Below are 25,838 nucleotides of genomic sequence, written 5' to 3'. Positions count from 1 at the left end.
AGGCCGGTAAACCGGCCTACGCACTGGAACAATAAATTACGGCTGCTGTTCAGCTACAACCGTTTCATTGTCTGCTTCTTCTACTTCCTGCGGCTCAATTACTTCTTCAGATGTCTCAAAACGCCCCATAAACATAGAAAGCACATTAAACAAGCGATCTCGCAACTCTAAACGCGAGATAATCATATCAACTTGACCGTGCTCTAGTAGGAACTCAGAACGCTGAAAACCTTCTGGCAGCTTTTCTCGAACTGTTTGCTCAATTACTCGCGGACCAGCAAAACCGATTAAGGCTTTTGGTTCAGCAACATTCAAATCCCCTAGCATAGCCAAACTTGCAGAAACACCGCCATAGACAGGGTCTGTTAGTACAGAGATGTAAGGCAATCCAGCTAAACGCATTTTTTCCAATGCCGCGCTGGTTTTTGCCATTTGCATTAATGACGTTAATGCCTCTTGCATACGAGCACCACCCGATGCCGAAAAACAAACAAGCGGCATTTGTTTTTCAAGTGCAACATTAACCGCACGTACGAACCGCTCGCCCACGACAGCACCCATGGAGCCGCCCATAAACTGGAAATCAAACGCTACGGCCGCTATAGGCATTCCGTTAAGCGTACCTTCCATAGCCACTAGCGCATCTTTTTCACCCGTTGCTTTTTGGGCTGCACTTAAGCGGTCTTTATACTTTTTAGAATCACGAAACTTGAGACGATCAACAGGTTCTACTTCACTCGCGATTTCAGTGAAAGAGTTAGCATCAAAGAAAGTTTTTAAGCGTGCTCGCGCACCTAAGCGCATATGATGCTCGCACTTGGTACAAACGCTTAAGTTTTTTTCTAGCTCCGGAAGGTACAACACTGCTTCACATTTAGGACACTTTTTCCAAAGCCCTTCTGGAACACTAGTGCGCTTGTTCTCAGAACGGACAAGTGAAGGAACAATTTTGTCTAGCCAGTTACTCATTCTTATCTAAATCCAATGCGTAAAATTATATAAATCAAGCGTCCATCGCGTGGCGCATGTCGGCAATGATACCAGTTACTTTTGCAGAAATCTGTTCCGGATTATCAGCATTCTCTGCAATAGCATTGACCAGAACACTACCGACAATAACACCATCAGCAATTGTGGCCACGGCTGCCGCTGTTTTACCATCTCTAATACCGAAACCTACGCCAACAGGCATATCCGTATGGCGGCGAACTATATCAAGTTTGCCTTTTACTTCATCCACATCAAGCGCACTAGAGCCAGTAACACCTTTCACCGAAACATAGTAAACGTAACCCGATCCGTATTCACACACACTTTCAATACGATCTTCTTGTGTGGTTGGAGCTAACAAGTAGATAACATCTAATGCATTTGCCTTCATCACGCCGGCAAACTCAACTGACTCTTCAGGTGGCAAATCAACGGTTAAAACACCGTCTACACCAGCTTCCTTAGCTAATTGAGCAAACCGCTCATACCCCAACACTTCAATAGGGTTCAAATACCCCATCAACACGATAGGTGTTGTGGTATTTTCAGCACGGAAGGCTTTAACCATGTCTAGCACATCGAGCAAACGAACATTGTGACTCAGAGCACGCTCGCAAGCCAACTGAATAACAGGACCGTCTGCCATAGGGTCAGAGAAAGGAACACCCAACTCAATAATATCCGCACCCGCATCAACCATAGCATGCAACAACGGGACTGTTACCGATGGATTAGGGTCTCCCGCTGTCACGTAAGGGATTAGCGCTTTTTTACCTTCAGCTTTTAACCGGCTGAAATATGAATTAATACGACTCACGCTACTCTCCTAAATTTCAATGCCGTCTATACCAGCAACAGTATGGATATCTTTATCACCGCGCCCCGACAGGTTGACCACAATAATTTGGTCTTTATCCATGTCTTTGGCAACCTTTACCGCATGCGCAATGGCATGGCTAGATTCAAGTGCTGGCATAATACCTTCAACTTGCGTGAGCATACGGAAAGCCGCTAATGCCTCATCGTCAGTAACCGAAGCGTATTCGGCACGACCTGAGTCTTTTAACCAAGCATGCTCAGGCCCTACACCTGGATAATCCAAACCGGCAGATACGGAATGCGTTCCTAAGATTTGCCCTGCATCATCTTCCATCAGGTAAGTACGATTCCCGTGTAAGACTCCTGGACGACCCGCACATAAAGGTGCTGCATGCTCACCGGTTTCAACACCATGACCGCCTGCCTCTACGCCTATCATTCGCACATCAGCATCTTCGATGAAGGGATGGAACAAACCAATAGCGTTGGACCCGCCGCCTACACAAGCAATCAGCACGTCAGGTAAGCGACCTTCTTGCTTAAGGCATTGCTCACGAGCCTCGCGGCCTATAACACTTTGGAAATCACGGACAAGTTTTGGATAAGGGTGTGGGCCTGCAGCCGTACCGATGATATAAAATGTATTATCGACATTAGTGACCCAATCTCGCATTGCTTCATTCATCGCGTCTTTTAGTGTCTTTGTACCTGATTCGACTGCAACAACTTCAGCGCCGAGCAACTTCATACGATAGACATTGAGTGTTTGACGACGAACATCATCTATACCCATGTAAACCTTACACTCTAAGCCTAAGCGAGCAGCGACTGTTGCGGATGCTACGCCGTGCTGACCTGCGCCCGTTTCAGCGATAATCCGCGGCTTGCCCATATGCTTAGCCAGCAATGCTTGGCCTATTGTATTGTTTACTTTGTGAGCGCCCGTGTGATTTAAATCTTCGCGTTTTAAATAGATCTTTGCGCCGCCCACTTCACGCGTTAACCGCTCAGCAAAGTACAAGGGTGAGGGACGACCGACATAATGCGCTAAATCTCGATCAAACTCCGCCTGAAACGCAGGGTCTGCAGACAGTTTTGCATATAAAGCTTCTAACTCTTGCAAAGCGCCCATTAACGTCTCTGATACAAAACGACCACCGTACGGCCCAAAATGCCCTCTTTCGTCAGGCAACTGCTTTAGCGCAGCTAGATCATTCGTTGTTAGCACAAGCTACCTCATCAAAAAATCGTTGTAATTTATCGGGAGATTTAATTCCCTTACTGGCCTCTACACCACCACTGACATCAACGGCATATGGCTTTACGTATGTTATTGCTTCACGGATATTTTTATCATCTAAACCACCCGCTAAAATAATAGAGGACCGCATCGAGCAGGGAATCATATCCCAATTAAAAGACTCCCCAGTACCGCCGGGCACCCCTGCTTTGTAGGCATCCAGTAAAAGCCCTCTGGCTGTCGCATACTGCTTAGCAACCTTATCTACTTCAACACCAGGCTTCATTCTCAGTGCCTTGATGTAAGGTCGGGAAAACTGCTCACAAAAAGCAGCCTTTTCGTCACCATGAAACTGCAGCAAATCAATTTTACATTCATCAATGACAGTATTGACCAGCGCAGGTTCAGCATTAACAAATAATGCAGTTGTCGCCACAAAAGGAGGGAGCTGTTTGATAATGCTGGCTGCACCTTGTGGTGTTATATACCGCGGGCTTGGTTCGTAAAAAACAAAGCCTAGGGCATCAGCCCCCGCTGCAATGGCATGAAGGGCATCCTCTAAACGCGTTATACCACAAATTTTTACACGAACATTCATGAAACAATCATCACATCAAATTGCGAGCAATGTTAACAGATTGAGCACCCAAACGTTAGCCACTTGTGTTTAAGAAATGCGGCCCCAAAGGTGAGGCGGGGAGCTGATAGGTATCAGGGTACTTAACATCAACAAAATACAACCCATGCGGAGGAGCCGTTACCCCACCTTCCCGACGATCACGCGCATCCAGTATATCTTTCGCCCAATGTGTGGGTTTTTCTTTAGCACCAATAGCAATCAGGACACCCGCTATATTTCGAATCATATGCTGCAAAAAAGCGTTAGCAACCACATCAATCACGATCATCTGCCCTGAGGCATACACATTCAAGGATTTAACGTGACGTACAGGGCTTTTAGCTTGGCAGTTAACAGACCGGTAAGAAGTAAAATCATGTTCTCCTACCAAATGCTCACCTCCTTTACGCATTAGCTCTATATCTAACGTTTTATGCGTCCAAGTAACACCTTTATTCAAAATCGCAGGTCGTACAGGCTGACTCAAAATTAAGTAGCGATAACGACGTTCTAATGCACTGAAGCGCGCGTGGAAAGAGTCATCGACGTCGACTACCCAATGGACCGCTATATCGTTAGGTAAATGCGTGTTAGCCCCCATGACCCAAGCCCGCTGCGGGCGGGATACAAGACTATCAAAGTGGATCACTTGATATGTCCCATTTACCCCGGCATCTGTACGACCAGCACAAACCACTGAAACAGGGTGATTTGCAATTTTAGAAAGTGCTTCTTCCACGTATTGTTGCACAGTGGGCACATTGCCTGCCTTTTGTCGCTGCCACCCCTTGTAGGCACTGCCAGCGTATTCTACGCATGCAGCATAACGATAAGGGGCGATCGAAATCGCCCCTTGGTTGTCTATTGATGGAAGTTCTCGCTCCGTCAAGCCAACCCCTCCAATAGACCCCGCGCCTCTGATACTTGCGCCTCATTACCCTCTTCAGCTATTTCATCCAAGATATCCTTAGCACCTTCAACATCACCCATATCTATATAGGCACGCGCTAAATCTAGCTTGGTTTCAACTTCATCTGCCCCGTCTAACAACCCTAAGGCATCAAATGGATCTTCATCTATCTCTTCTTCCGCCGATGAGGTCTCTTCAAGAGCGATATCGTTATCAGTACTATTAAGCAGCGCATCTAACTCATCATCCAACTCTGCATCAAGATCATGCTCAATATTGGACGTTAGCTCTTGTGTTACCTCTGTATCTGAAGGCGTTTTGGGTAGCTCATCATCGAGCTCCAAGCCTGCTAAATCGACGTCTGCTTCAATCTCTGCAGCATCATCAATTTCTAGATCCAAAAGCTCATCCAGCGAAGCTTCTGAGCTTTCCTGCTCTGAGTCAACCAAACCTAGATCGGCATCAGCATCATCCAAGCTCAACTCTTCTTCACTCAACAAAGAGTCCAAATCCAAGTCGTCTAGATCATCACTCAGCGACTCCAGAGTTTCATTAGGGACTTCAACGGCTTCTGAGTGGTCATTTGAATCAGCGGATAGATTTTCAAGGTCGTCTTCACCATCAAGCATACTATCAAGATCTGCCATGAGATCTTCTTCATCAATAGTAGCTTCTTCTGCCTCGGCGACCACCTCACTTTCAACACTGTCCTCATCCAATAACGCATCTAGATCAGCCAGCGTCGTTTCATCATCCGATGCGTTATCACTTGCCGAGTCAGTTGACGCTTGCGCTGGTTTGTCACCAGACACACCCTCAGACTCATCATCAAGAGCAAAGTCCAAGCCCTCTAATTCGGCCTCAAGCTTACTCATTTCATCTTCTAGGTTATTACCTGATAGATCATCAAGGTCAAAGTCTAGGTCTTGCGATGCCTCTTCAGATTCTGTCGACTCAAATGGCGTATCCGCCAGCTGTGTCAAGCCTAGGGACTCAAGCGTTTCTTCGGCACTATCTTCATCATCGTCGATGGAGTCGACCATGCCCATACCAGAGCGCTCATTGCGCTGACGAGAAGCCTCTTGCTCAACTTCATCATCCAAATCAAGCGAGATAAGCTCATCCAAGGCAGTATCGTCTGCAATGTCCAGCCCTTCGTCATCTAGATCCTCAGCAAGCATAGCATCTAGACTCTCGTCTAACGGATCAAGCTCCGGCTCGGCAGGAGCAACGGCAGCATCTACGGCCGTGTCAGTTGGCTCATCAGGCAGCGACAAGTCCAGTTCTTCTAAGTCGTCATCTAAACCAAGGTCAAATTCGTCATCATCAACCTCTTCAGAGACATCTTCATCTAAAATCGCATCTAGCTCATCGAGATTAGCCTCGTCATCCTCTAGCGCTGTTTCAAGGGACTCATCTTCTAAGCTGTCCTCTGATAGAGCATCGAGATCATTTTCGAATGACTCATCGAGATTAAGATCCATATCCAGATCCAAATCTTCCAAGTCATCAAGATCATCCAAAGACTCTAGCTCATCTAGGCTGTTAATATCATCTAAGTCAATCGACTCTGACTCTTCCTCAGCTTCTGGTGTTTCAGCTGTTTCGTCGGCACTCTCTTCCAGTGCAGCGGCGAGTTCGTCATCACTGATTTCTTCTTGAGGTTCTAAATCGACAGGAGCAATAAGTGCCTCATCCACCTCATCATCTGCTGACTGACGTTTACGACGAAGCAACAACCAAAGACCTGCTAAAATGGCGATAGCACCACCACCCAAGCCTGCCAAATAAGCCGGGGTACCTAAGATTTTATCCAGTATGCTTTCACTGCTTGCATTAGCTTGTGCTGTTTCTGCTGCTTCTTTTTCTCTTAATAACGCCTCTAGCTCTGCAAAGCCGTCATTTTTTAATTCAAGTAAGCGCTGTAAGGAATCAAGCTGCTGTTGAATAGCATCCAACTTATTGTTCAAGTCGGAGTTATCTCGCTCCAACCTGTCGATAGATTCGAGTGAAACAGCAAGCTTTTCTTCAAGCTCTTCATTCTTCGCTTCAAGCTCTTGAGCTTTCTTTTCAGCATCCGTTTCTGCACTAGGGTTCTGAGAGTTCTGCGCCGCATCATCCTTGCTGGCATCCGTCGGGGTAATTACTTTTAACTGCCCTTCTGGAGCTGCTTCAACGTCCTTGGAATCAGCGGCTTCACTCTTTAGACTGGGTTTACTTCCGTCAATTGGGGCCGGCGCCGAAGGCTTGCCTCTATTTTTCCAAGCAGCCGTTTGTCGCCTCACTTCGGCGGCGGCTTCTTTTGAAGTGATTGCTCGCGCTTCAGCTTCTGTCGGTAGCTGCAGCACTAAGCCCGCTTTTAAATTGTTTATGTTGTTATCTGGAAATGCTTCGGGGTTCTTCTTAAACAAAGCGACCATCATTTGATAAGAAGATATATCCGGTGCCGCCCGGTGCTCGATAGCTAAGCCCCAAAGCGTATCCTTGGAATCCACATAGGTTTCTGTTTTAGGATTGGCGCGAGTTTGGATATTGCTAGCCCTAGCCGCAGCAGGCTGAGACCTAGCGGCTGGCTGCACAGGTGATTGACGCTTAGGCTGCGGCTGAACAGCAGGTACGACCGGCTGACGCGAAGGAACTGCTGCAGGAATAACAGGACGCTGAGTGGGCGACGGATCAAAAACTGGCGGATCCAAAAGCACTGTATACTCACGCACTAACCGACCGCTAGGCCAATTAACTTCGACCAAAAAGTTTAGGAAAGGCTCCTTGACAGGCTCGCGTGATGTTAGCTCAATCACACCCGTTCCATTAGGATTAACCTTAACCTGAAAGCGCACACCATTTAATGCTCTTTGCTGGCTAATGCCCGCCAATGCAAACTCATCCTGCCCTGCCATACGAGGGCGGATCTGCAATGGGTTGAGATCCCTAATTTGGCTGAGCTGAATTTCAGCATTTAAGGGTTCATTTAGGGCCGATTTGATACGAATATCACCTAGCCCCAAAGCGTTTGCCTGTGACGATGCGATTGCACCCGCAACAGCCATACTTAGTGCAAGTTTGCGCAGCATTTCCATTTCCTTAAGTTACTTGCTGAATTTTTCTTGATATTCAGCAAGTTGCCGGTCAGATGTTTGATCAAAGTATTATTAAAAACTGCTAGCGGGTCAAGAAACCCGTGAAAACAGTTGTTTTTTTACGGCTTTTATTAAACTCAGCTTAATTTATTGAAAAGATTCCTGATAAAGCTCAGCTATTTTTACCGCATTTACTGTTGAACCATAACGCAGGTTATCGGCCGTCATCCAAAAACTTATACCAGTATGATCGCCCAATGTTTCTTTCACACGACTAATAAAAACGGTATCCGTACCGACAGAGTCACTTACTGGGGTGGCAAGTTCGTTTTCGCCATTAACAAGCTCAAAGCCCTCCAGCTCATCAATCAACGCTGAAAACTCTGCAGACGATATGGCGGCCTCTGTACTTAATACAACAGACGCGCTATTTCCATGAAACACAGGCACCCGGACAAAACTAGGCGCAATCGACAACCCTGGGTTGTTCATTATAATTTTAGTTTCAAGCATTAACGCTATTTCAGCATTAGTGTAGCCATTGGCTTCTAAATCACCCACTATTGGCAGCACATTGAAAGCGATTTGTTCAGTATAGCAACGCTTTTCCAACTCGCGTGCATTAAGTAACTGCGCTGTTTGTTTCGCCAACTCATCAACACCGGATTTGCCTGATCCTGACACTGAATGCATCGCTGTAAAAGTAATATCATTCACCGGCGCTTTTGGAACCATGGCTTTTAATACAGGCATCAGCATAAGCGCATCAGGGGATGGATTAGTAATAATATGTTTTTGGCTGCTCATAGCGATACGCTCATCATTAACACCCGCTATCACCATAGGCACTAATGGATCGTATCTAAACGCACCCGTACTATCGATCACCAAGGCACCGCTTTCTGCGGCTAGTGATGCATATTGCTCGGTAATGGCTTTAGACGCATTAAAGAATGCAACCTGCACCTTTGAAAAATCAAACCCTGCTAACGCCTGAACAACGTAGGACTTCCCCGCAAACGAGATCGACTCTCCTACCGAGTTACTGCTGGCGAACACATAAAGCTCACCTATCTCAAAATCGCGTTCTTCTAGTACTGTTAAAAGATGCTCTCCCACCTGACCGGTGGCCCCAACAATTGCGATATTAAGCATGAAATTCCTATTAATAACGTTAAGCTCAAACAAAACAGCCCGAACGAGTGTCGGGCTGTAGGCATAACCAAAGAGTGGTTAAGCTTCTAACAAAATGCGCAACATACGGCGCAACGGCTCTGCCGCTCCCCATAAAAGCTGATCACCAACACTAAATGCATTCAGGTACTGAGGCCCCAAATTCATTTTACGCAAACGACCAACGGGTACAGACAGTGTACCGGTGACTTTAGCTGGCGTGAGCTCTCTCATAGTCACATCACGCTCATTTGGAATAACTTTAACCCAATCATTTGCCTCAGCCAGCATTGACTCAATTTCATCCATAGGGATGTCTTGTTTCAATTTGATAGTGAATGCTTGGCTATGACAACGCATGGCACCTATACGGACACAAGTTCCGTCAATAGGGATTGGTGAGCTAGAGCGACCCAAAATTTTGTTAGTTTCAGAGAAACCTTTCCACTCTTCTTTGCTTTGACCATTTTCCAAAGCAACATCAATCCACGGGATCAAGCTACCAGCCAAAGGCACACCGAAGTTATCGACCGGCATATCGTTGCTTCGAATGGTCTCCGCCACGCGGCGATCAACATCTAAAATGGCACTTGACGGGTCAAGCTGATCAGCCACTGACTGATGCACCATGCCCATCTGCGCAATCAGCTCACGCATGTGACGTGCACCACCGCCAGAAGCAGCTTGGTACGTCATGGAAGTTAACCACTCTACGTGACCCGCTTTAAACAGACCACCCAACCCCATTAGCATTAACGATACGGTACAGTTGCCTCCGATAAAGTTTTTTACTCCATTAGCTAAGCCCTTATCGATAACGTCTCGGTTCACGGGATCTAAAATGATCAGCGCCTCATCATCCATGCGCAATGAAGATGCAGCATCAATCCAATACCCTTTCCAGCCTGCTTCACGCAACTTGGGGAATACCGCTTTTGTGTAGTCACCACCTTGGCATGAAATAATGGCATCCATCTGTTTCAGCTCATCAATATCCGTTGCATCTTTCAACGTTGGAATTGATTTGCCAATATCAGGACCAGCCTGTCCAGCCTGTGAAGTGGTGAAGAAGACGGGCTCATCGATAAAATCGAAGTCACGCTCTTCTAGCATGCGTTGCATCAGCACAGAACCAACCATTCCGCGCCAACCGACAAAACCTACACGTTTCATTGGAATCCCCAATAATAAATTCTTAAATTAGCGACACAAAAAGGCCGATTCTGCAAAGAACCAACCTGAATGTGTCGACATAGTTATTGTACGATGATTAAGCGCTCAATGCAGCTACTACTGCATCGCCCATTTCAGAAGTACTGACTTGCTGCATTCCCTCTGACATTATATCGGCAGTACGTACATTCTGATCTAACACTCGGCTCACAGCCGCTTCTATACGGTCTGCCGTAGCACCGGCATTTAACGAATAACGCAACATCATTGCAGCCGATAAGATAGTCGCTAAAGGATTAGCCTTACCCTGACCAGCAATATCGGGTGCTGAACCGTGACACGGCTCGTACATCCCTTTACCGTTCTCATCTAATGATGCTGAGGGCAGCATACCAATAGAGCCGGTTAGCATCGCTGCTGCGTCCGACAGGATGTCACCAAACATGTTCCCGGTAACCACAACATCAAATTGCTTGGGCGCGCGTACCAATTGCATCGCTGCATTATCAACATACATATGGCTTAGCTCTACATCCGGATAATCCTTAGCAAGCTCCTCCATAATTTCGCGCCACAAAACGGTCACTTCGAGTACATTCGCTTTATCAACTGAACACAAGCGCTTACCACGCTGGCGAGCCGCCTCAAAAGCCACACGACCAATTCGACGGATTTCGTTTTCATCATATACGTAGGTGTTATAACCCTCGCGAATACCGCCTTCTTTTTCACGAATACCGCGCGGCTTACCAAAGTAAATACCACCCGTTAACTCACGAACAATTAGTATATCTAAACCGGCTACAATCTCAGGCTTTAACGATGACGCATGCGCCAACTGCGGGTAAAGAATAGCTGGACGCAAGTTACCAAACAGCTGCAAATTAGAACGAATACCCAACAAACCCTTTTCAGGACGGATTTGAAAGTCTGGAATCGTGTCCCACTTAGGGCCACCCACAGCCCCAAGTAGTATTGCATCTGCAGACTGAGCAGCCGCCAACGTGGCTGGCGGCAACGGCACACCATCAGCATCAATTGCTGCGCCACCTACTAACGCTTCAGAAAAAACCAACCCTAACTTATCTTGCTGATTAACTAACTCTAAAACGCGTTTAGCTTCAGTAACAATTTCTGGACCTATGCCGTCACCCGGCAGAATCAGTACACTCTTAGACATATATATTCCAAATCTCTTCAGTCAACTATTAATAAGGCTTGATCGCGTCAAACAACCAAGGCGTTTCTTGGCGACGACGAGCCTCATAAGCCTTTATATCGTCTGCGTTTTGCAATGTAAGGCCGATATCGTCCAGACCGTTTAGCAAGCAATGCTTACGAAAACCATCGACATCAAAAGTCATTTCTGTGCCAGAAGGAGTAACCACCACTTGCTTTTCCAAGTCGATAGATAATTGATAGCCTTCTTGGGACTCGACTTCATTAAACAACTGATCGACTTGCTCTTCGTCTAAAACGATTGGCAATAGACCATTTTTAAAGCAGTTGTTATAAAAAATATCTGCAAAACTAGGCGCTATAACACAACGAATCCCAAAATCTTCTAACGCCCAAGGTGCATGCTCACGACTAGAACCACAACCAAAGTTCTCACGAGCTAGCAGAACAGATGTACCTTGATAGCGAGGCAGGTTAAGGACAAACTCTTTATTTAAGGGACGGCCTGAACAATCTTGGTCTGGCTGCCCTTCATCCAAATAGCGCAACTCATCAAACAGGTTAGGACCAAAACCTGAACGCTTAATAGATTTCAAAAACTGCTTGGGAATGATCATATCTGTATCAACATTGGCGCGATCTAATGGCGCAGCAATACCGGTATGCACTGTAAACTTTTTCATTTTATATCTCCGCTACTTAGGCGCCCATTAACTCACGAACATCAACAAAATGGCCCGTGACTGCTGCTGCCGCCGCCATAGCTGGGCTAACTAAATGTGTACGACCACCAAAGCCCTGACGCCCTTCGAAGTTTCGGTTACTAGTCGAAGCGCAATGCTCGCCATTGCCTAACTTATCCGGATTCATAGCCAAGCACATTGAGCAACCGGGTTCACGCCATTCCAGCCCCGCTTCAATGAATATTTTATCCAAACCTTCCTGCTCGGCTTGCTGCTTAACCAGCCCTGAGCCAGGTACAACCAACGCCTGTTTAATAGTGCCAGCTACCTTGCGCCCTTTTACCACCTCCGCTGCAGCGCGAAGGTCTTCAATACGCGAATTTGTGCAAGAGCCAATGAAGACGCGATCCAACTGAATATCAGTTATTTTCTGATCTGCCGCCAGACCCATGTAGGTTAAAGCGCGACGAATACCATCTGCTTTAACTTCATCAGCTTCGTTCATTGGGTTAGGCACTGTAGCCTTAACGTCGACAACCATCTCTGGCGACGTTCCCCATGTAACCTGAGGAATGATATCTTCAGCTTTGATAACGACAACTTTATCAAAGACAGCATCATCATCCGAAACTAAGGTCTTCCAGTAAGCACACGCTGCATCCCATTGCTCACCCTTAGGAGAGAATGGGCGGTCTTTAAAGTAATCGATGGTCTTCTGATCAACAGACACCATACCCACGCGAGCACCGGCTTCGATAGCCATATTACAAATGGTCATGCGGCCTTCCATAGAAATACTATGGACAGCATCTCCACCAAATTCGATAGCGCACCCGTTACCGCCAGCTGTCCCTATAACACCTATAATATGCAAGATAACGTCTTTAGCTGTAACACCAAAACCTAACTCACCATCAACACGCACCAGCATATTTTTCATTTTCTTAGCGATCAGGCACTGCGTTGCTAATACATGCTCAACTTCAGAGGTACCAATACCATGGGCCAAGGCACCAAAAGCGCCATGAGTCGACGTATGTGAATCACCGCAAACCACAGTCGTACCAGGCAAGGTCATACCCTGCTCCGGCCCTATGACATGCACGATACCTTGTCGAGTATCGTTCATTTTGAATTCAAAAATACCAAAATCATCACAGTTAGCATCCAGCGTCTTAACTTGAATACGCGACACTGAATCAACTATCTCATCAACACCGCCTGCCCGCGGAGTTGTCGGCACATTATGGTCAGGTGTTGCCAAGTTAGCATCAATACGCCAAGGTTTACGATTAGCCAAGCGCAACCCTTCAAACGCCTGAGGTGATGTCACTTCGTGTAAAATATGGCGATCAATATATATAAGCGCACTACCATCATCGTTTTGACGAACTAAATGCTGATCCCACAATTTGTCATATAAGGTCTTGCCAGCCATAGGAATACTCCCCAATTAGGCATTATTGTTCTCGTTAAGCAGCCGCTCGAAAGCCACCCAAATTATATGGTTATGCTATAGAAGCCCACCAAATAACACAAATTCATTATTTTTATACAATCGATTCTTAAAAGGAATAAAGGAAATTAACTTGCCCCTTTCGCCTGATTCCAGCGAATACATTCTTCTAGCGTCACACCTGACCCACCAAAGATGTTAAGGGCACTTCCAATGGTTAAATCTACCTTTCCGGATGAAAGCTGATTAACCAACTTCAAGTCCGCTAAAGAACGAGCGCCACCAGCATAAGTAACAGGTATAGAGCACCAGTCACCCAACTTATCTACCAATTGCTCATCGATTCCCGCTTGCAACCCCTCAACGTCAGCAGCATGAATTAAAAACTCAGCACAATGTTTTTCTAGCTCAGCCAAGGTTGCGCCATCAATAATGGTGTCTGTTACTGTCTGCCAGCGGTTAGTCGCGATTTGCCAACCTTTGTTGGTTTGGCGACAACTCAAATCCAAAACCAAACGCTCGACACCTACTTCTTGCTTTATTTTATCAAGACGAGCCCATGAAAACTGACCATCCTCGAACAAGTAAGAAGTCACAATGACATGAGAGGCGCCTGCCTCAAGATAAGACGCAGCATTAGCATGGTTAACACCACCACCAAACTGCAAACCACCAGGCCATGCACCTAATGCTTTTAACACCTGCTCTTCATTACCTGGCCCCAGAGCAATAACATGTCCGCCCTGCAAGCCATGCTGATGATATAAGCCAGCGTAATATTCGGCATCATGCTGGCTAATAAAGTTGGTTTGAGCACCTTGATCGCTCAAGCTACCTCCAACAATTTGCTTAACTTGGCCTTGGTGAAGATCGATACAAGGTCTGAAAAATGTCACAGCCACTCCTAACATCAGCGCTTAAAATTTATTTAATGGATTATAAACGTTCCGACCCATAATGCAGAATGAGTACGCGAATAAAAAACACAAGATTTTAAGCCATCAAACAGCAGGGCAAAGTATATGAATGAATTAGAAAGATAAGAAAGATAAGAAAGATAAGAAAGATAAGAAAGATAAGAAAGATAACATTTCAGAGAAGCCTTACGAGCGCAAGACTCTTATGTTTAGAAATTGGTGCCCGGAGCCGGAATCGAACCGGCACGACCGTTAAGTCGCAAGATTTTAAGTCTTGTGTGTCTACCAATTTCACCATCCGGGCAAAATTTCTTTTCCAGATTAAGCAGGGCTTAAACATGGAGGCGCGGGTCGGAATCGAACCGGCGTACACGGAGTTGCAGTCCGCTGCATGACCACTCTGCCACCGCGCCTTACGTTTTGATTGGAGCGGGAAACGAGATTCGAACTCGCGACCCCGACCTTGGCAAGGTCGTGCTCTACCAACTGAGCTATTCCCGCATCACTCAAAACGTGGGGCGTATTATAGAGAGATCTGAGACGGTGTCAACACGCTTTTACAATAAATTTTTACTTTAAGATTAAATACTTACATTTCACTCGTGAGAACAGGCCATGCAGCCTTCAAATAAATGATCATAGACCATAAAGTCAAAATAGCAGCACCATACATCGCCACGATACCAACCCAAGATAAAACGGAAAATGGCGTAAATGAAACCAATAACAATATGGATATCATCTGAAGGGCCGTTTTTATTTTACCTATGTAAGATACAGCCACATTAGCCCGCTTACCTACTTCAGCCATCCATTCGCGCAATGCTGATATCACTATTTCCCGTCCAATTATAATGATGGCCGGAACAGTCATCCATAATGCCGAAAAAGTTTGCGTTAGCACCACCAGCGCCGCAGCAACAATCAACTTGTCCGCAACGGGATCTAGAAAAGCACCTAACGCTGAGGTCTGATTCCAACGACGCGCCAAATAACCATCAAACCAATCGGTAATCGCAGCTAAAGCAAAAATCACCCCTGCTGAAAAATGCGCGTACGGAACTGGCAAATAATAAATAAGAATAAATACCGGGATCAAAACAATCCGCAGCAAGGTTAATAGATTGGGTATATTCATGGATAACAGCACCTGTCCTGACAGTTCCCTGTCAATCTTCTGGATGTAACGCTCCATAGATCTCCTCTGCGAGCGCGCTGCTTATGGTAGAGACTTTGGCAATTTCTGCAACACTCGCTCGCTCAATTGCTTGAATACCACCAAAATGCTTGAGCAACTCTCGTCTTCTTTTAGGCCCTACACCGGGAATCCCTTCTAAACGTGATTGGTTCCTAGCTTTTCCGCGCCTTGCCCGATGGCCTGTAATAGCAAATCTATGCGCTTCATCACGTATATGCTGAACAAGATGAAGAGCAGATGAATCCGACGCCAATGTAACCTCTTGACCAGTTTCAGCAACAATTAGCGTCTCAAAACCCGCCTTGCGGGTCGTCCCTTTCGCAACGCCTATAATTTGCACTTCATTAATCTGCAACTCACGTAAAACATCCACTGCTTGCGTGACCTGACCTTTACCGCCATCGATAAACAATATGTCAGGCAAAGCCCCCTCACCTTTTTTAATGCGAGTGTAACGCCGAGTTAGCGCTTGATGCATAGCGGCATAATCATCTCCGCCAGTTATACCTTCGATATTAAAGTGACGGTAGTCTTTCTTCAATGGTCCGTTATGATCAAACACAACGCAAGAAGCGACCGTTGCCTCACCTGAGCTATGCGATATATCGAAACATTCAAGGCGCTTGGGAATAGCATCAAGGTTAAAAGCCTCTTGCAACTGAACAAATCGCTGATACATAGTTTGCTTACTGGCCAAATGACTAGAAAGCTGCTGCTCAGCATTGGTCAATGCCAGCTTTTGCCAACCGGCTCTTTCACCTTTCACGCGGTAATTGACGCTCACTTTTTTACCACGATGCTCCGTTAAGGCCTCTTCTAAACACGCTTTATCATCCAAGTCATGGCTACAAATAATGACATCTGGCAACTCTCGCGCACTGCCCAAGTACCACTGAGCTATAAAGGCTGATAACACTTGTTCAGGACTATCCTCTATAGAGACTTTGGGGTGAACCGCTTTACTGCCAACAATCCGCCCACCTCGCACATACAGAACATGCACACAAACACCCCCGGGCAATATAGCGCAGGCAATTACGTCAGCATCCCCCGCATCGCCAGCAACAAACTGCTGCTCTTGTATAAGCTGCAAACTGCTGATTTGATCACGATAGACAGCAGCTCTTTCAAAATCCAATGATGCAGCGGCCACTTCCATCTGATCCGCTAATTCCTTCATAATCACATGGCTTTTTCCCTGCAAAAACATGCTCGCATGCCGAACATCTTCTTGATAAGCCTCTTCCGTAATGGCCTTAACACAGGGTGCACTGCAACGGTCAATTTGATACTGCAAGCAAGGTCTTGAGCGGTTTTTAAAAAACGTATCGTCACACTGACGAATTTTAAACAGCTTTTGCAAGATCCCCAAAGTATCGTTAATCGCCGCGCGGCTTGGAAAGGGCCCAAAGTAGCTTCCTTTTTTACGTTTAGCTCCACGATGAAAACTTAGCAACGGATAAGTATCTTTATCAGAAACAAAAATATAGGGATAACTTTTGTCGTCCCTCAACAAAATATTGTAGGGAGGCCGGTACTCCTTAATCAAATTTTGTTCTAGCAACAGCGCTTCAGTTTCACTGTTAGTGACTGTTACATCTATCGTGCGTATGTGGCTGACCAGCGCTTGCGTCTTAACTGTCAGCCCAGTTGCTCGAAAATAACTAGATACGCGCTTTTTTAGATTCTTCGCTTTACCAATATAAAGCAGCTCACCGGCAGCATCTCGCATTTGGTAAACACCAGGCCGCTGTGTTAAGCGAGCGAGAAATGCCTGACTATCAAAGCCATCTAATGTGGTGTCGTTGTTATTACGTGACTGTGCCATTAGCTCTCTGTTTTTACTTCGTGTAATGCTTTATTAGCCTGCATATGAATATGCGTTGCCTTTTGATGTATAGCTTCTAGACGCTTTCGTGTTTCATCATTAATACCGGCACCACGAGATAGCGACACCTCAAGATAAACGCTAATTTCTGCAAAATAATACAAGCGAGCATTAAATGATTTAGCGCGCTTTAGTTTTGCCATGGAGGTTTGAGCGCCGTTCATCAATATTGTATTGATGTTAGTGTCAGAAAGAACCGGAAAACGGTGTAGCTCTCGCTGATCCAGTTCTGGCTCACCCTTAGTAGAGATATCGATCATATTCACGCCCTAACTCAAAAATAGTCTGTAACGATATGATGTCATTATTAACACGCCATCGCTATAGTGAGGCACCACAGACAATAAGCTTACGCATTAAATATACCAACAGATGGACGTTTAATTGTGACCACAGACCGTCTAATAATTGATATTAAAAACGATATTGATTGGCTCAAGGCATCTCAGCCTCTCATGCGGCATAGCAACGTCCATTTTTTTAACACACATCAGCCATTAACCCAAAACACCCAAAGCTTAGTCGCTTACGGTAAGCCACCTACCTTCAGGTTAGGGCATTTATTTGAGGAGGTTGTCGACCGCTTTATTAGCCTTACCTCTAAACTTGAGACGGTAGCGCGCAACATTCAAATACGTAACAGCAAAACCACATTAGGTGAGCTAGATTTTCTTTACAGAAATTGTATTGACGGGTCTATCACGCATTTAGAAGTCGCTGTTAAATTTTATTTGTTTTGCCCTGATGACACATGCCTCAACGAAGCATTACCAATACCGAGCCTAGAGAAATTTATCGGGCCAGGCAGTAAAGATAGACTCGATAAAAAATGGTCGCGCCTTACCAGCCATCAGCTGCAGCTCACTGCAAACCCAGTAACTCAAGCCGCACTAAGAGCCCTAGACTTACCTTTACCTCATAAAAGTGAGCTTCTATTAACCGGTATTCTATTTTATCCGTATCAAGCCGATCGTTTTGATTTAATTAAACAACATGTAGGACTAGAAGAGGTCATCCACCCCAACCACCAGCATGGATGGTGGCTACCCAGAAAAGAAATCGACCAAATTAAAACTCAAGCACTGAACGAACATTGGCAATTTTTATTATTACCCAAACACCACTGGATAGCGGGAGCGTCGCACTATGATGCGCAAGAAATAGAGGATAAAAGCTTAAGTTTTACTGCATTGAAAGCAATGATAGATAAGCGTCATATCGCACTACCTATTATGATTGCCTGTGTACGAAAACATAAAGATGGCTTTAAAGCCGTCGCAAGGGGATTTATTGTAGAAGATATCTGGCCGCGCGCACCCTCTGGTAGCAACAAATAGACAGATCAAAATAGCAAAGACCTATCAACATGACACGCCACGCTCTTCAAGGGCTTTTTTAAGCACTTATAGCATATCTCGCCTATTGATAAGCCCTTGGGGGATCTTGTGCGGCAATTAATCGGCTAGGAGTTACTTTCCAGCAGACTGGGCAGCTTCAGCTTTTTCAGCATCAGCGGCGATGTTTTTCTTTAAAAAACGCACCCCCACTACCACTAGCGCAACACATACAACAACAATAGCTACACTGGGAACAAACGACATCATACTGTATTTATCGAAGCCTAACATAAACATATACCTTTATTTATTATCACAAGAATACAGCAATTATAGTCATTTATTGATCTAGCTCAAATCGCTTTAGTAGGCTTGACGTGTCCATCCGACCCCCACCCAAAGTCTGAACTTCAGCATAATAGCTATCGACAAGCTTTGTCACGGGTAGTTGCGCACCGTTTCTAGACGCTTCATTCAACGCAATGCCTAGGTCTTTACGCATCCAGTCAACCGCAAAGCCAAAGTCATACTCACCAGCCAACATTGTTTTGTGACGGTTAGCCATTTGCCATGAGCCAGCGGCGCCGTGCTGAATTAACTCAAAGACTTGGTGAGCATCTAAACCGGCTTTTTGAGCAAACTGAACGCCCTCTGCCAACCCCTGCAAAAGACCAGCAATACAAATTTGATTAACCATTTTAGCGAGCTGACCACTACCAACTGGGCCTAATAATTTAATCGATTTACCATAGGCTTCCATCACAGGTCTAGCAATAGCAAATGCCTCGTCAGAGCCTCCCACCATTACACTTAAAACACCATTCTCTGCTCCAGCCTGACCACCAGAAACGGGGGCATCTAAAAATTGAACGTTAACTTCAGCCGCTTTTTCACTGATTTCTCGCGCCGCTTCTGCTGATGCGGTTGTATGATCAACCAATATAGCCCCAGGCATTAAAGACTTCAGCACACCATCGCTGCCTGACGTCACTTCACGTAAGTCATCGTCATTACCGACACATACAAAAACAATGCTCGCCTCTCTAGCGGCCTCTTTTGGCGTTAAGGCCAGCTGGCCAGAGAACTCAGCCACCCAACTCTGCGCTTTTGATTGCGTGCGATTATATACAGTGACATCGTGCCCGGCGGCAGCTAAGTGCCCCGCCATAGGGTATCCCATTGTGCCTAAACCAATAAAAGCGACTTTCATATTATTAATCCTTATTTGTTTATTAACCGTATACTCATTTTATTTGCGTTAAAATGCAGCTAATAGTTTGTACCTTTGTCATTTACCATGGAGCTTGTATGCGCCCTACGTTACAAAAAGCATTGTTAATGCGCTATATTTTACCCAGCCTAATCATTTTGCTTAATGTATTAAATACTGCCAAAGCAGATGACAGTATGATGTTTAGCGAACTTGCTTTTCCAGACACAAATGGCACAACAATCAACATGACAGATTTCAAAGGCAAGATTGTACTGTTAAATTTTTGGGCGACCTGGTGCCCTCCTTGCGTTAAAGAAATGCCTTCTATGCAACGCTTGAAAAATCACTTTGCCGACCAACCATTTGAGATTGTCGCGATCTCTGCTGGGGAAGAAAGCGAAGCAGTTACTGAGTTTTTACCTCGTTTGAACACCGAATTTACCTTTCCTATTTTAGTTGATGCCAAAGGTATATCATTTATGGCACTTGGCATTAAAGGGCTCCCTATGAGCTTCCTATTAAACAAAGATGGTAAAAGCATTTTAACTATTATGGGTGGCCGAGAGTGGGATGAAGAAACACAAATCAAGCTCATTGAAAATGCCCTAGCTGGTAAGCCATTACAGTAATTGAGTATCAGCTTGCCCAACTATGTAGACACAAAAAAGCCGACGATTAGTCGGCTTTTTTATATGTAAATGGCAAGCGAATTAACTAGCCTGCAAGTACACCTGCTCTGCAGCCTGAAGTGCTTTTCCTGCTTGTACAGAAGCGCCCATTCCCAGCAACGTACTTTCCAGCGCAGAAAGACACAAGGTTACATTGCGGCGATTAGCTGAACTACCCATCAAGCCAATACGCCATACCTTACCAGCTAAGTCTCCCAAACCAGCTCCAATCTCAAGGCCGTACTCGCTTAACAAAGTCGAGCGAACCTTAGCATCATCTACTCCTTCAGGAATAATGACTGAATTTAGCTGAGGCAGTCGATTAGCTTCATCAACCAAAAAACCGATGCCCATTGCTTCTAAGCCAGCTTTTAAAGCTTGATGATGAAACGCGTGACGCTGCCAAGACTTCTCTATGCCCTCTTCGTGTAAAATAACCAACGACTCATGCAGCGCATACAAAGCATTAACAGGAGCAGTATGATGATAAGCTCGCTTACCTTCTCCTCCCCAATACCCCATGACCAAATTGGTATCTAAAAACCAACTCTGAACACTTGCCGTGCGGTTTTTAACCTTATCTACCGCCTTGGCACTCAAACTAATGGGTGAAATCCCCGGCGCGCACGAGAGACATTTTTGCGTTCCTGAATAAATCGCATCAATCCCCCATTCATCAACCCGCAACTCTGTTCCCCCTAGGGATGTAACCGCATCAACAATAGTCAGTGCCCCTCTCTCTTGCGCTAAAGCACAAAGAGCTTTGGCATCAGAGCTAACACCGGTTGAAGTCTCTGCATGAACAAAAGCCAAAATAGCGGCATCCGGATGCGCATCAAAAGCAGCAGCTACTTTATCCAAGCTCACCGCAGAACCCCATGCATCCATCACCATGACCGCTTCGCCGCCCGCACGTTCTACATTCTCCTTCATGCGGCCGCCGAAAACACCGTTCTGGCAAACTATAACTTTATCACCCGGCTCAACCAAGTTGACAAAACAAGCTTCCATGCCTGCTGAACCTGGTGCAGATACAGGCATTGTTAGCTCATTTTCTGTTTTAAAGGCTTTTTTTAATAGCTCTTTAATTTCATCCATCATCCGGACAAACTCAGGATCTAAATGACCAATAGTAGGCCGAGCCATAGCTTCCAAAACACGCGGGCTCACATCTGATGGGCCAGGCCCCATTAGAGTTCTAATCGGAGGATGAAACGATGTAATCATGGTAGTTGCTCTCTTTAGATCGGAAAATCTCAAATCGGATAAAATCAAACGCTTAATCATAAAGCGTTTGATTCAAAGGATTAATGAGCCATTAGTGCAAATTTACTGACCAAAACAGGCACATTAAACAACTAACCGACCAATGGCGCGAGTTATCTCAATGACCATGGTGGCAGAATGCTTTGCAGCGGTTTCTAAAAATTGATCGAACGACAAATTAGACTCTTTACCTGCAATATCGGATAAGGCACGAATGATAATAAATGGCGTACCAAATTGATGGCACGTTTGCGCAATCGCAGCGGCTTCCATTTCAACCGCTTTCATAGCGGGAAATAAGGCGCGAGCATGCTGTACACGGGCAGGATCATTCATAAAAGTATCACCTGTCGCAATCAAACCACTTACTGTCCTCATTCCTGCTAACTTCTCGATGCATTGCTCCGCTAGCTCGGCCATGAGTACATCTGGCTCAAAAGCCGCCGGCAAGCCTGGTACTTGCCCAGGCTCATACCCGAAAACAGTAACATCAACATCATGATGGCGAACTTCAGAAGAAATAACGATATCGCCTACTTCTAACTCTGGATCAAAACCACCAGCCGAGCCAGTATTGATGATGCAGTCAGGCGTAAACGCATGAAGCAGCAATGTTGTGCTAACCGCCGCATTCACCTTACCAATGCCAGACTTTAATAACACAACATCTAGATTGCCTATTTGACCGGTATAAAAATCGTACCCACCGATGGCATGCTCTTTACGGTTTTCCAGCGTGTTACGGAGGATTTCAACCTCCTGATCCATCGCGCCAATAATCCCAACAGTAATTTTCTTGTTATCTTTTATAAGGTCCTTTAAAGACCGAAGTGTAGTCATCTAACTCAACTTTCCTTCTGGATGCCTTGTATGTGAAAGGCTGAACTCGTGGTAGTATTTCAAAACTAAAGGATACGCAATTTAACCACCGGAACAAACTAAAATGAACGTAGAAAGTTTTAATTTCAACCACACTAAAGTTATAGCGCCCTATGTACGTCTTGTTGGCGTAACCCAAGGCGAAAAAGATACCGTTCATAAATACGACATTCGCTTTTGCCAGCCAAACAAAGAACACATGCCTATGCCGGCATTACACTCACTAGAACACATGATTGCCGAGTTTTCACGCAACCATACCGACTGCGTACTGGACTTTGGCCCGATGGGCTGCCAAACCGGCTTTTACTTTTCACTATTAAACCATAGCGATTATGAAGAAGTCTTAACCATCGTCGAGAAAGCACTCAACGATGTCTTGATTGCAACTGAAGTGCCGGCATGCAATGAACTTCAGTGCGGCTGGGCCGCTAGCCATGATCTAGAAGGCGCAAAAGTCATTGCTCGCGACATGCTAGCTAAACGCGATGAATGGCCAACCGTATTCGTAGATGAAAAAGACCCTGATAACTGGCTTTCTTAACTGGCAGCCACACAAAACAGCAGCAAGCGTTATCGCTGAGCTGCTGTTATTCTTCGGACATTGTTTCTAGCTCTTCTGCAGCCAACATACCTTCATGCTCAATCTCTCCCGCTAAGGCTTCCACTCTCTCTGCCTCTCCCGAACCGATCGGCGACGGATACAGACCCGCCCACCCTAATCGATCAAACAAACTGGCAACTTTATGAGAAACGGGTGCTTTAATCGTAATTCGCTGATCGGTACCTGGGTGCGTAAAAGTTAGCTCTGTAGCCATCAACAACAACCGATGAGAATCTAAATGCTCTCTAAATAGCCGATTATGACGACCTTCTCCGTAATTGGTATCGCCGACCAACGGATGAAATATGTGCTTCATGTGGCGTCGTATTTGGTGTTTGCGCCCCGTTTTAGGTTTAACTTGCACCAATGAATAACGCGCACAAGGGTAACGCCCAACGGCTATTGGCAGCTCAACCGTTGCAAGGCGCCGATAGTAAGACACAGAAGGCTTGGCAGGTTTATCTTGATCAGCTAGCGGGCTTTCTTTCTTATCAAAAATAGGCTTTAACGCGTAATCAATTACATCAGACTCAGGAGTAAAGCCACGCGTCACACATAAGTACGTTTTCTCTACCTCTCGATCCATAAACTGCTGATTGAGTGCTTTTGCAACCGCTTTACGCTTGGCAAACACAATCACCCCGGATGTTGCCCTATCCAACCGGTGCACCGTATAAACCGGCTCGCCTCTAAAATATCGACTGAGCGAGTAAACAAGGTTCGGTGTTTTTTTGGGCGCTATCCAGCTTGGATGCACTAACAAGCCAGCGGGCTTATTGATAGCAATCAGATCATCGTCTTGATATAAAATATCCAAATAGGGCATATAAACGTAAACTTTTTATAAGATTTATGAGGTGCAAGAGATTCTACGTTGAATCTTTTACCCGTAACAGCGTCTTAATAGTTGAAATACACGAAGATGTTGCCATTATAGGCTTAGTTAATAAAACACTTCAGAGGACGATATGAGTAATACTCGTACTATTAATACTTCGCAAACGGAACAATCCGTACTGCAAACCAATAAAGTAATTCGCAACACTTACATGCTGCTTGCGATGACTCTGGCTTTCAGTGCCGTAACCGCTGGCATTTCGATGGCTATCAACCCGCCATTCATCGTTTACCTTGGGAGTGTGATAACCAGTTTTATCTTGCTGTTTATCATCAACAAAAAACAAAACAGCTCAGCGGCTCTCCCGCTAACGTTTTTGTTCACAGGTTTGATGGGGTTTGGCTTAGGTCCAATACTCAACATGTACTTGGGCATGGCAAATGGCGGCCAGATCATTATGACGGCACTGGGCATGACAGCTCTAACATTCGTTGGACTTTCTGCTTACGTACTGACATCTAAAAAAGATTTCAGCTTCATGGGTGGGTTCCTAGCTGCCGGCTCAATTGTACTAATTGTCGCGATGCTAGCACTTTTCATCCTACCGCTCTTTGGCGTTAATGTTGGCGGGCTAAGCATTGCATTCTCGGCACTGGTTGTATTATTGATGGCTGGTTTCATCCTATACGACACTAGCAACATCGTTAACGGTACTTATACCAACTACGTTATGGCAACGGTTGGCTTGTATCTGAACATCTACAACCTATTTGTTCATCTAATGAGCCTGATTGGTGTGTTTAGCGAAGACTAATAACCTAACGGCTCACACGCCCCGCTTTCTTTGGTAGGATAGCGGGGCGTTTTTATTTACACCCTAACCTCTAACTTTGACTGCGGCCTTGTTATGCTTTTTTCTGTGTTAGTTTATGGTTCTCCTTTCAATAGTTCCTGCGCACAAACCGCGTTTCGATTTACCCAAGCTGCACTTGAAGCTGGCCATACAATACATCGCGTTTTTTTTTACGGCGACAGCGTATTTTCAAGCTCGCAATTAAACGCTCCTCAACGTGATGAATGGAATACATACCAAGCGTGGGCAGACCTTGCTGATCAGTATCAATTAGACCTCGTCGTTTGTATTGCTGCTGCATTAAAGCGAGGCGTATTAGATGAAAAGGAAGCAAAAAGACACGAGAAAGCACACTTCAATGTAGCCCCTCCTTTTCAGCTTTCCGGGCTTGGCCAGCTTACCGATGCAATGATGTCTTCTGATCGTATTATTAGTTTTGGTGAATAAGGAAAAACCATGTCATTAACACCAACCAAAGCCGATAAATCGATACTCATTATCATTAGCAAATCAGCGTATCAATCGCCTACTATCAAAGAAGCATTGGACATAGCACTAACGTGCGCTGCTTTTGAACAAGTGATCAGCGTGCTGCTGACCGATAACTCAGTGCTGGCCCTTTTGCCCAATCAATCGCCTTTAGCGATTGGACAAAAAGCTATTAATAAACAATTAGCCGCATTGCCAATGTACGATATAGAATCTCTTTACATAGAGAGCCATGCTGAAAGCCATTTAGCGCCGCACCAATCCGTTATCCCAAATTCTTTGATTTATGTGGATGATAAAGAAATAGCGGACCTCATTCGCTCACATGATATTGTTCTGCGTTTTTAGATTCGTTTATTGATATTG

General features: G+C 45.4%; 26 protein-coding genes and 3 tRNA genes. 6 read left to right on the top strand and 23 right to left on the bottom strand.

The window, feature by feature from the left end; all coding sequences use genetic code 11:
* Positions 1 to 36: 36 nt before the first annotated feature.
* The 18 genes from accD to OW491_RS07675 all read right to left on the bottom strand — a co-directional run bounded on the left by accD (position 37) and on the right by OW491_RS07675 (position 17,585).
* On the bottom strand, positions 37 to 969 hold the full coding sequence (accD, locus tag OW491_RS07760) for an acetyl-CoA carboxylase, carboxyltransferase subunit beta (protein ID WP_075178972.1): 933 nt from the start codon (positions 967 to 969) through the stop codon (positions 37 to 39).
* 34 nt (positions 970 to 1,003) lie between these two features.
* Complete coding sequence (gene trpA / locus OW491_RS07755; protein ID WP_075178973.1) at positions 1,004 to 1,807, bottom strand: tryptophan synthase subunit alpha; 804 nt, start codon at positions 1,805 to 1,807, stop codon at positions 1,004 to 1,006.
* 9 nt (positions 1,808 to 1,816) lie between these two features.
* Positions 1,817 to 3,037 (bottom strand): tryptophan synthase subunit beta, encoded by a 1,221-nt coding sequence (gene trpB, locus OW491_RS07750; RefSeq protein WP_075172339.1) that lies wholly within the window; start codon positions 3,035 to 3,037, stop codon positions 1,817 to 1,819.
* The gene (locus OW491_RS07745; protein WP_290035442.1) at positions 3,021 to 3,647 is read right to left on the bottom strand and encodes a phosphoribosylanthranilate isomerase; all 627 of its coding nucleotides are present in this window, start codon (positions 3,645 to 3,647) and stop codon (positions 3,021 to 3,023) included. The genes trpB and OW491_RS07745 overlap by 17 nt, the downstream gene beginning before the upstream one ends.
* A 55-nt stretch (positions 3,648 to 3,702) precedes the next feature.
* Positions 3,703 to 4,557: a tRNA pseudouridine(38-40) synthase TruA gene (gene truA, locus OW491_RS07740; RefSeq protein WP_277251891.1), complete on the bottom strand. Its 855-nt coding sequence runs from the start codon at positions 4,555 to 4,557 to the stop codon at positions 3,703 to 3,705.
* Positions 4,554 to 7,652 carry a FimV/HubP family polar landmark protein gene (locus tag OW491_RS07735; protein ID WP_290035441.1) on the bottom strand — a complete coding sequence of 1,033 codons (3,099 nt, stop codon included), beginning with the start codon at positions 7,650 to 7,652 and terminating at the stop codon, positions 4,554 to 4,556. The genes truA and OW491_RS07735 overlap by 4 nt, the downstream gene beginning before the upstream one ends.
* A 153-nt stretch (positions 7,653 to 7,805) precedes the next feature.
* Entirely contained in the window at positions 7,806 to 8,813 is a 1,008-nt protein-coding gene (locus tag OW491_RS07730) for an aspartate-semialdehyde dehydrogenase (RefSeq protein ID WP_290035440.1), read from the bottom strand.
* 78 nt (positions 8,814 to 8,891) lie between these two features.
* On the bottom strand, positions 8,892 to 10,004 hold the full coding sequence (gene asd / locus OW491_RS07725; protein ID WP_075172343.1) for an aspartate-semialdehyde dehydrogenase: 1,113 nt from the start codon (positions 10,002 to 10,004) through the stop codon (positions 8,892 to 8,894).
* Positions 10,005 to 10,101: 97 nt separating this feature from the next.
* Positions 10,102 to 11,184, bottom strand: coding sequence for a 3-isopropylmalate dehydrogenase (leuB, locus tag OW491_RS07720; RefSeq protein ID WP_075172344.1), 1,083 nt, complete (start codon positions 11,182 to 11,184; stop codon positions 10,102 to 10,104).
* Between the two features lie 28 nt (positions 11,185 to 11,212).
* The gene (gene leuD / locus OW491_RS07715) at positions 11,213 to 11,866 is read right to left on the bottom strand and encodes a 3-isopropylmalate dehydratase small subunit (protein ID WP_075172345.1); all 654 of its coding nucleotides are present in this window, start codon (positions 11,864 to 11,866) and stop codon (positions 11,213 to 11,215) included.
* A gap of 16 nt (positions 11,867 to 11,882) precedes the next feature.
* Entirely contained in the window at positions 11,883 to 13,304 is a 1,422-nt protein-coding gene (gene leuC / locus OW491_RS07710) for a 3-isopropylmalate dehydratase large subunit (RefSeq protein WP_290035437.1), read from the bottom strand.
* Positions 13,305 to 13,450: 146 nt separating this feature from the next.
* Positions 13,451 to 14,218: a phosphoribosylformimino-5-aminoimidazole carboxamide ribotide isomerase gene (gene hisA, locus OW491_RS07705; protein ID WP_075172347.1), complete on the bottom strand. Its 768-nt coding sequence runs from the start codon at positions 14,216 to 14,218 to the stop codon at positions 13,451 to 13,453.
* Positions 14,219 to 14,456: 238 nt separating this feature from the next.
* Positions 14,457 to 14,543: transfer RNA gene (locus tag OW491_RS07700), tRNA-Leu, on the bottom strand.
* 35 nt (positions 14,544 to 14,578) lie between these two features.
* A tRNA-Cys gene (locus OW491_RS07695) sits at positions 14,579 to 14,652 on the bottom strand.
* A 12-nt stretch (positions 14,653 to 14,664) separates the two neighbouring features.
* A tRNA-Gly gene (locus tag OW491_RS07690) sits at positions 14,665 to 14,740 on the bottom strand.
* An 88-nt stretch (positions 14,741 to 14,828) separates the two neighbouring features.
* Positions 14,829 to 15,377, bottom strand: a complete 549-nt coding sequence (gene pgsA, locus OW491_RS07685; RefSeq protein WP_215152000.1) for a CDP-diacylglycerol--glycerol-3-phosphate 3-phosphatidyltransferase — start codon at positions 15,375 to 15,377, stop codon at positions 14,829 to 14,831.
* Positions 15,378 to 15,408: 31 nt separating this feature from the next.
* Complete coding sequence (uvrC, locus tag OW491_RS07680; protein WP_075172348.1) at positions 15,409 to 17,265, bottom strand: excinuclease ABC subunit UvrC; 1,857 nt, start codon at positions 17,263 to 17,265, stop codon at positions 15,409 to 15,411.
* Complete coding sequence (locus OW491_RS07675) at positions 17,265 to 17,585, bottom strand: excinuclease ABC subunit C (protein ID WP_075172349.1); 321 nt, start codon at positions 17,583 to 17,585, stop codon at positions 17,265 to 17,267. The genes uvrC and OW491_RS07675 overlap by 1 nt, the downstream gene beginning before the upstream one ends.
* Positions 17,586 to 17,711: 126 nt before the next feature.
* Between OW491_RS07675 and OW491_RS07670 the strand changes: the two genes are divergently transcribed.
* Entirely contained in the window at positions 17,712 to 18,662 is a 951-nt protein-coding gene (locus OW491_RS07670) for a DUF1853 family protein (RefSeq protein ID WP_290035436.1), read from the top strand.
* A 132-nt stretch (positions 18,663 to 18,794) separates the two neighbouring features.
* On the opposite strand, the gene OW491_RS07665 is transcribed toward OW491_RS07670, so the two are convergent.
* Together OW491_RS07665 and OW491_RS07660 are read right to left on the bottom strand one after the other, a co-directional pair.
* Positions 18,795 to 18,953: a hypothetical protein gene (locus tag OW491_RS07665; RefSeq protein ID WP_178968839.1), complete on the bottom strand. Its 159-nt coding sequence runs from the start codon at positions 18,951 to 18,953 to the stop codon at positions 18,795 to 18,797.
* Between the two features lie 49 nt (positions 18,954 to 19,002).
* Entirely contained in the window at positions 19,003 to 19,881 is an 879-nt protein-coding gene (locus tag OW491_RS07660; protein ID WP_283159789.1) for an NAD(P)-dependent oxidoreductase, read from the bottom strand.
* A gap of 119 nt (positions 19,882 to 20,000) precedes the next feature.
* Between OW491_RS07660 and OW491_RS07655 the strand changes: the two genes are divergently transcribed.
* The gene (locus tag OW491_RS07655; protein WP_290035435.1) at positions 20,001 to 20,504 is read left to right on the top strand and encodes a TlpA disulfide reductase family protein; all 504 of its coding nucleotides are present in this window, start codon (positions 20,001 to 20,003) and stop codon (positions 20,502 to 20,504) included.
* 81 nt (positions 20,505 to 20,585) lie between these two features.
* Here OW491_RS07655 and OW491_RS07650 read toward each other — a convergent pair whose 3' ends face one another.
* A complete protein-coding gene (locus OW491_RS07650; RefSeq protein ID WP_290035433.1) occupies positions 20,586 to 21,770 on the bottom strand; it encodes an alanine--glyoxylate aminotransferase family protein in 1,185 nt (394 codons plus the stop codon).
* Positions 21,771 to 21,893: 123 nt separating this feature from the next.
* Entirely contained in the window at positions 21,894 to 22,649 is a 756-nt protein-coding gene (gene mtnN / locus OW491_RS07645; protein WP_277251878.1) for a 5'-methylthioadenosine/S-adenosylhomocysteine nucleosidase, read from the bottom strand.
* A gap of 103 nt (positions 22,650 to 22,752) precedes the next feature.
* Between mtnN and OW491_RS07640 the strand changes: the two genes are divergently transcribed.
* Entirely contained in the window at positions 22,753 to 23,232 is a 480-nt protein-coding gene (locus OW491_RS07640; protein WP_075172353.1) for an S-ribosylhomocysteine lyase, read from the top strand.
* Between the two features lie 46 nt (positions 23,233 to 23,278).
* Here OW491_RS07640 and OW491_RS07635 read toward each other — a convergent pair whose 3' ends face one another.
* The gene (locus tag OW491_RS07635; protein ID WP_215151843.1) at positions 23,279 to 24,118 is read right to left on the bottom strand and encodes a pseudouridine synthase; all 840 of its coding nucleotides are present in this window, start codon (positions 24,116 to 24,118) and stop codon (positions 23,279 to 23,281) included.
* Positions 24,119 to 24,260: 142 nt separating this feature from the next.
* Between OW491_RS07635 and OW491_RS07630 the strand changes: the two genes are divergently transcribed.
* The 3 genes from OW491_RS07630 (at position 24,261) to OW491_RS07620 (ending at position 25,820) form a co-directional block, all read left to right on the top strand.
* On the top strand, positions 24,261 to 24,944 hold the full coding sequence (locus tag OW491_RS07630; RefSeq protein WP_075172355.1) for a Bax inhibitor-1/YccA family protein: 684 nt from the start codon (positions 24,261 to 24,263) through the stop codon (positions 24,942 to 24,944).
* Between the two features lie 93 nt (positions 24,945 to 25,037).
* The gene (tusD, locus tag OW491_RS07625) at positions 25,038 to 25,430 is read left to right on the top strand and encodes a sulfurtransferase complex subunit TusD (protein WP_075178986.1); all 393 of its coding nucleotides are present in this window, start codon (positions 25,038 to 25,040) and stop codon (positions 25,428 to 25,430) included.
* Positions 25,431 to 25,439: 9 nt separating this feature from the next.
* The gene (locus OW491_RS07620) at positions 25,440 to 25,820 is read left to right on the top strand and encodes a DsrE family protein (protein WP_075172357.1); all 381 of its coding nucleotides are present in this window, start codon (positions 25,440 to 25,442) and stop codon (positions 25,818 to 25,820) included.
* The last annotated feature ends 18 nt before the right edge of the window (positions 25,821 to 25,838 follow it).

The organism is Neptunomonas sp. CHC150, from assembly GCF_030397555.1.
Taxonomy (GTDB): Bacteria; Pseudomonadota; Gammaproteobacteria; order Pseudomonadales; family Balneatricaceae; genus Neptunomonas; species Neptunomonas phycophila.
Note: the sequence above shows the minus strand (reverse complement) of the source record. Positions and strands in the feature narration are given on the sequence as shown.

Excerpts from the sequence above, each read along its gene's own strand:
- accD (WP_075178972.1), bottom strand. The coding sequence starts at position 969 with ATGAGTAACTGGCTAGACAAAATTGTTCCTTCACTTGTCCGTTCTGAG.
- OW491_RS07745 (WP_290035442.1), bottom strand. The coding sequence starts at position 3,647 with ATGAATGTTCGTGTAAAAATTTGTGGTATAACGCGTTTAGAGGATGCC.
- OW491_RS07735 (WP_290035441.1), bottom strand. The coding sequence starts at position 7,652 with ATGCTGCGCAAACTTGCACTAAGTATGGCTGTTGCGGGTGCAATCGCA.
- OW491_RS07730 (WP_290035440.1), bottom strand. The coding sequence starts at position 8,813 with ATGCTTAATATCGCAATTGTTGGGGCCACCGGTCAGGTGGGAGAGCAT.
- asd (WP_075172343.1), bottom strand. The coding sequence starts at position 10,004 with ATGAAACGTGTAGGTTTTGTCGGTTGGCGCGGAATGGTTGGTTCTGTG.
- leuB (WP_075172344.1), bottom strand. The coding sequence starts at position 11,184 with ATGTCTAAGAGTGTACTGATTCTGCCGGGTGACGGCATAGGTCCAGAA.
- leuD (WP_075172345.1), bottom strand. The coding sequence starts at position 11,866 with ATGAAAAAGTTTACAGTGCATACCGGTATTGCTGCGCCATTAGATCGC.
- leuC (WP_290035437.1), bottom strand. The coding sequence starts at position 13,304 with ATGGCTGGCAAGACCTTATATGACAAATTGTGGGATCAGCATTTAGTT.
- pgsA (WP_215152000.1), bottom strand. The coding sequence starts at position 15,377 with ATGAATATACCCAATCTATTAACCTTGCTGCGGATTGTTTTGATCCCG.
- uvrC (WP_075172348.1), bottom strand. The coding sequence starts at position 17,265 with ATGGCACAGTCACGTAATAACAACGACACCACATTAGATGGCTTTGAT.
- OW491_RS07675 (WP_075172349.1), bottom strand. The coding sequence starts at position 17,585 with ATGATCGATATCTCTACTAAGGGTGAGCCAGAACTGGATCAGCGAGAG.
- OW491_RS07665 (WP_178968839.1), bottom strand. The coding sequence starts at position 18,953 with ATGTTAGGCTTCGATAAATACAGTATGATGTCGTTTGTTCCCAGTGTA.
- OW491_RS07655 (WP_290035435.1), top strand. The coding sequence starts at position 20,001 with ATGCGCTATATTTTACCCAGCCTAATCATTTTGCTTAATGTATTAAAT.
- OW491_RS07650 (WP_290035433.1), bottom strand. The coding sequence starts at position 21,770 with ATGATTACATCGTTTCATCCTCCGATTAGAACTCTAATGGGGCCTGGC.
- mtnN (WP_277251878.1), bottom strand. The coding sequence starts at position 22,649 with ATGACTACACTTCGGTCTTTAAAGGACCTTATAAAAGATAACAAGAAA.
- OW491_RS07640 (WP_075172353.1), top strand. The coding sequence starts at position 22,753 with ATGAACGTAGAAAGTTTTAATTTCAACCACACTAAAGTTATAGCGCCC.
- OW491_RS07635 (WP_215151843.1), bottom strand. The coding sequence starts at position 24,118 with ATGCCCTATTTGGATATTTTATATCAAGACGATGATCTGATTGCTATC.
- OW491_RS07630 (WP_075172355.1), top strand. The coding sequence starts at position 24,261 with ATGAGTAATACTCGTACTATTAATACTTCGCAAACGGAACAATCCGTA.
- tusD (WP_075178986.1), top strand. The coding sequence starts at position 25,038 with ATGCTTTTTTCTGTGTTAGTTTATGGTTCTCCTTTCAATAGTTCCTGC.
- OW491_RS07620 (WP_075172357.1), top strand. The coding sequence starts at position 25,440 with ATGTCATTAACACCAACCAAAGCCGATAAATCGATACTCATTATCATT.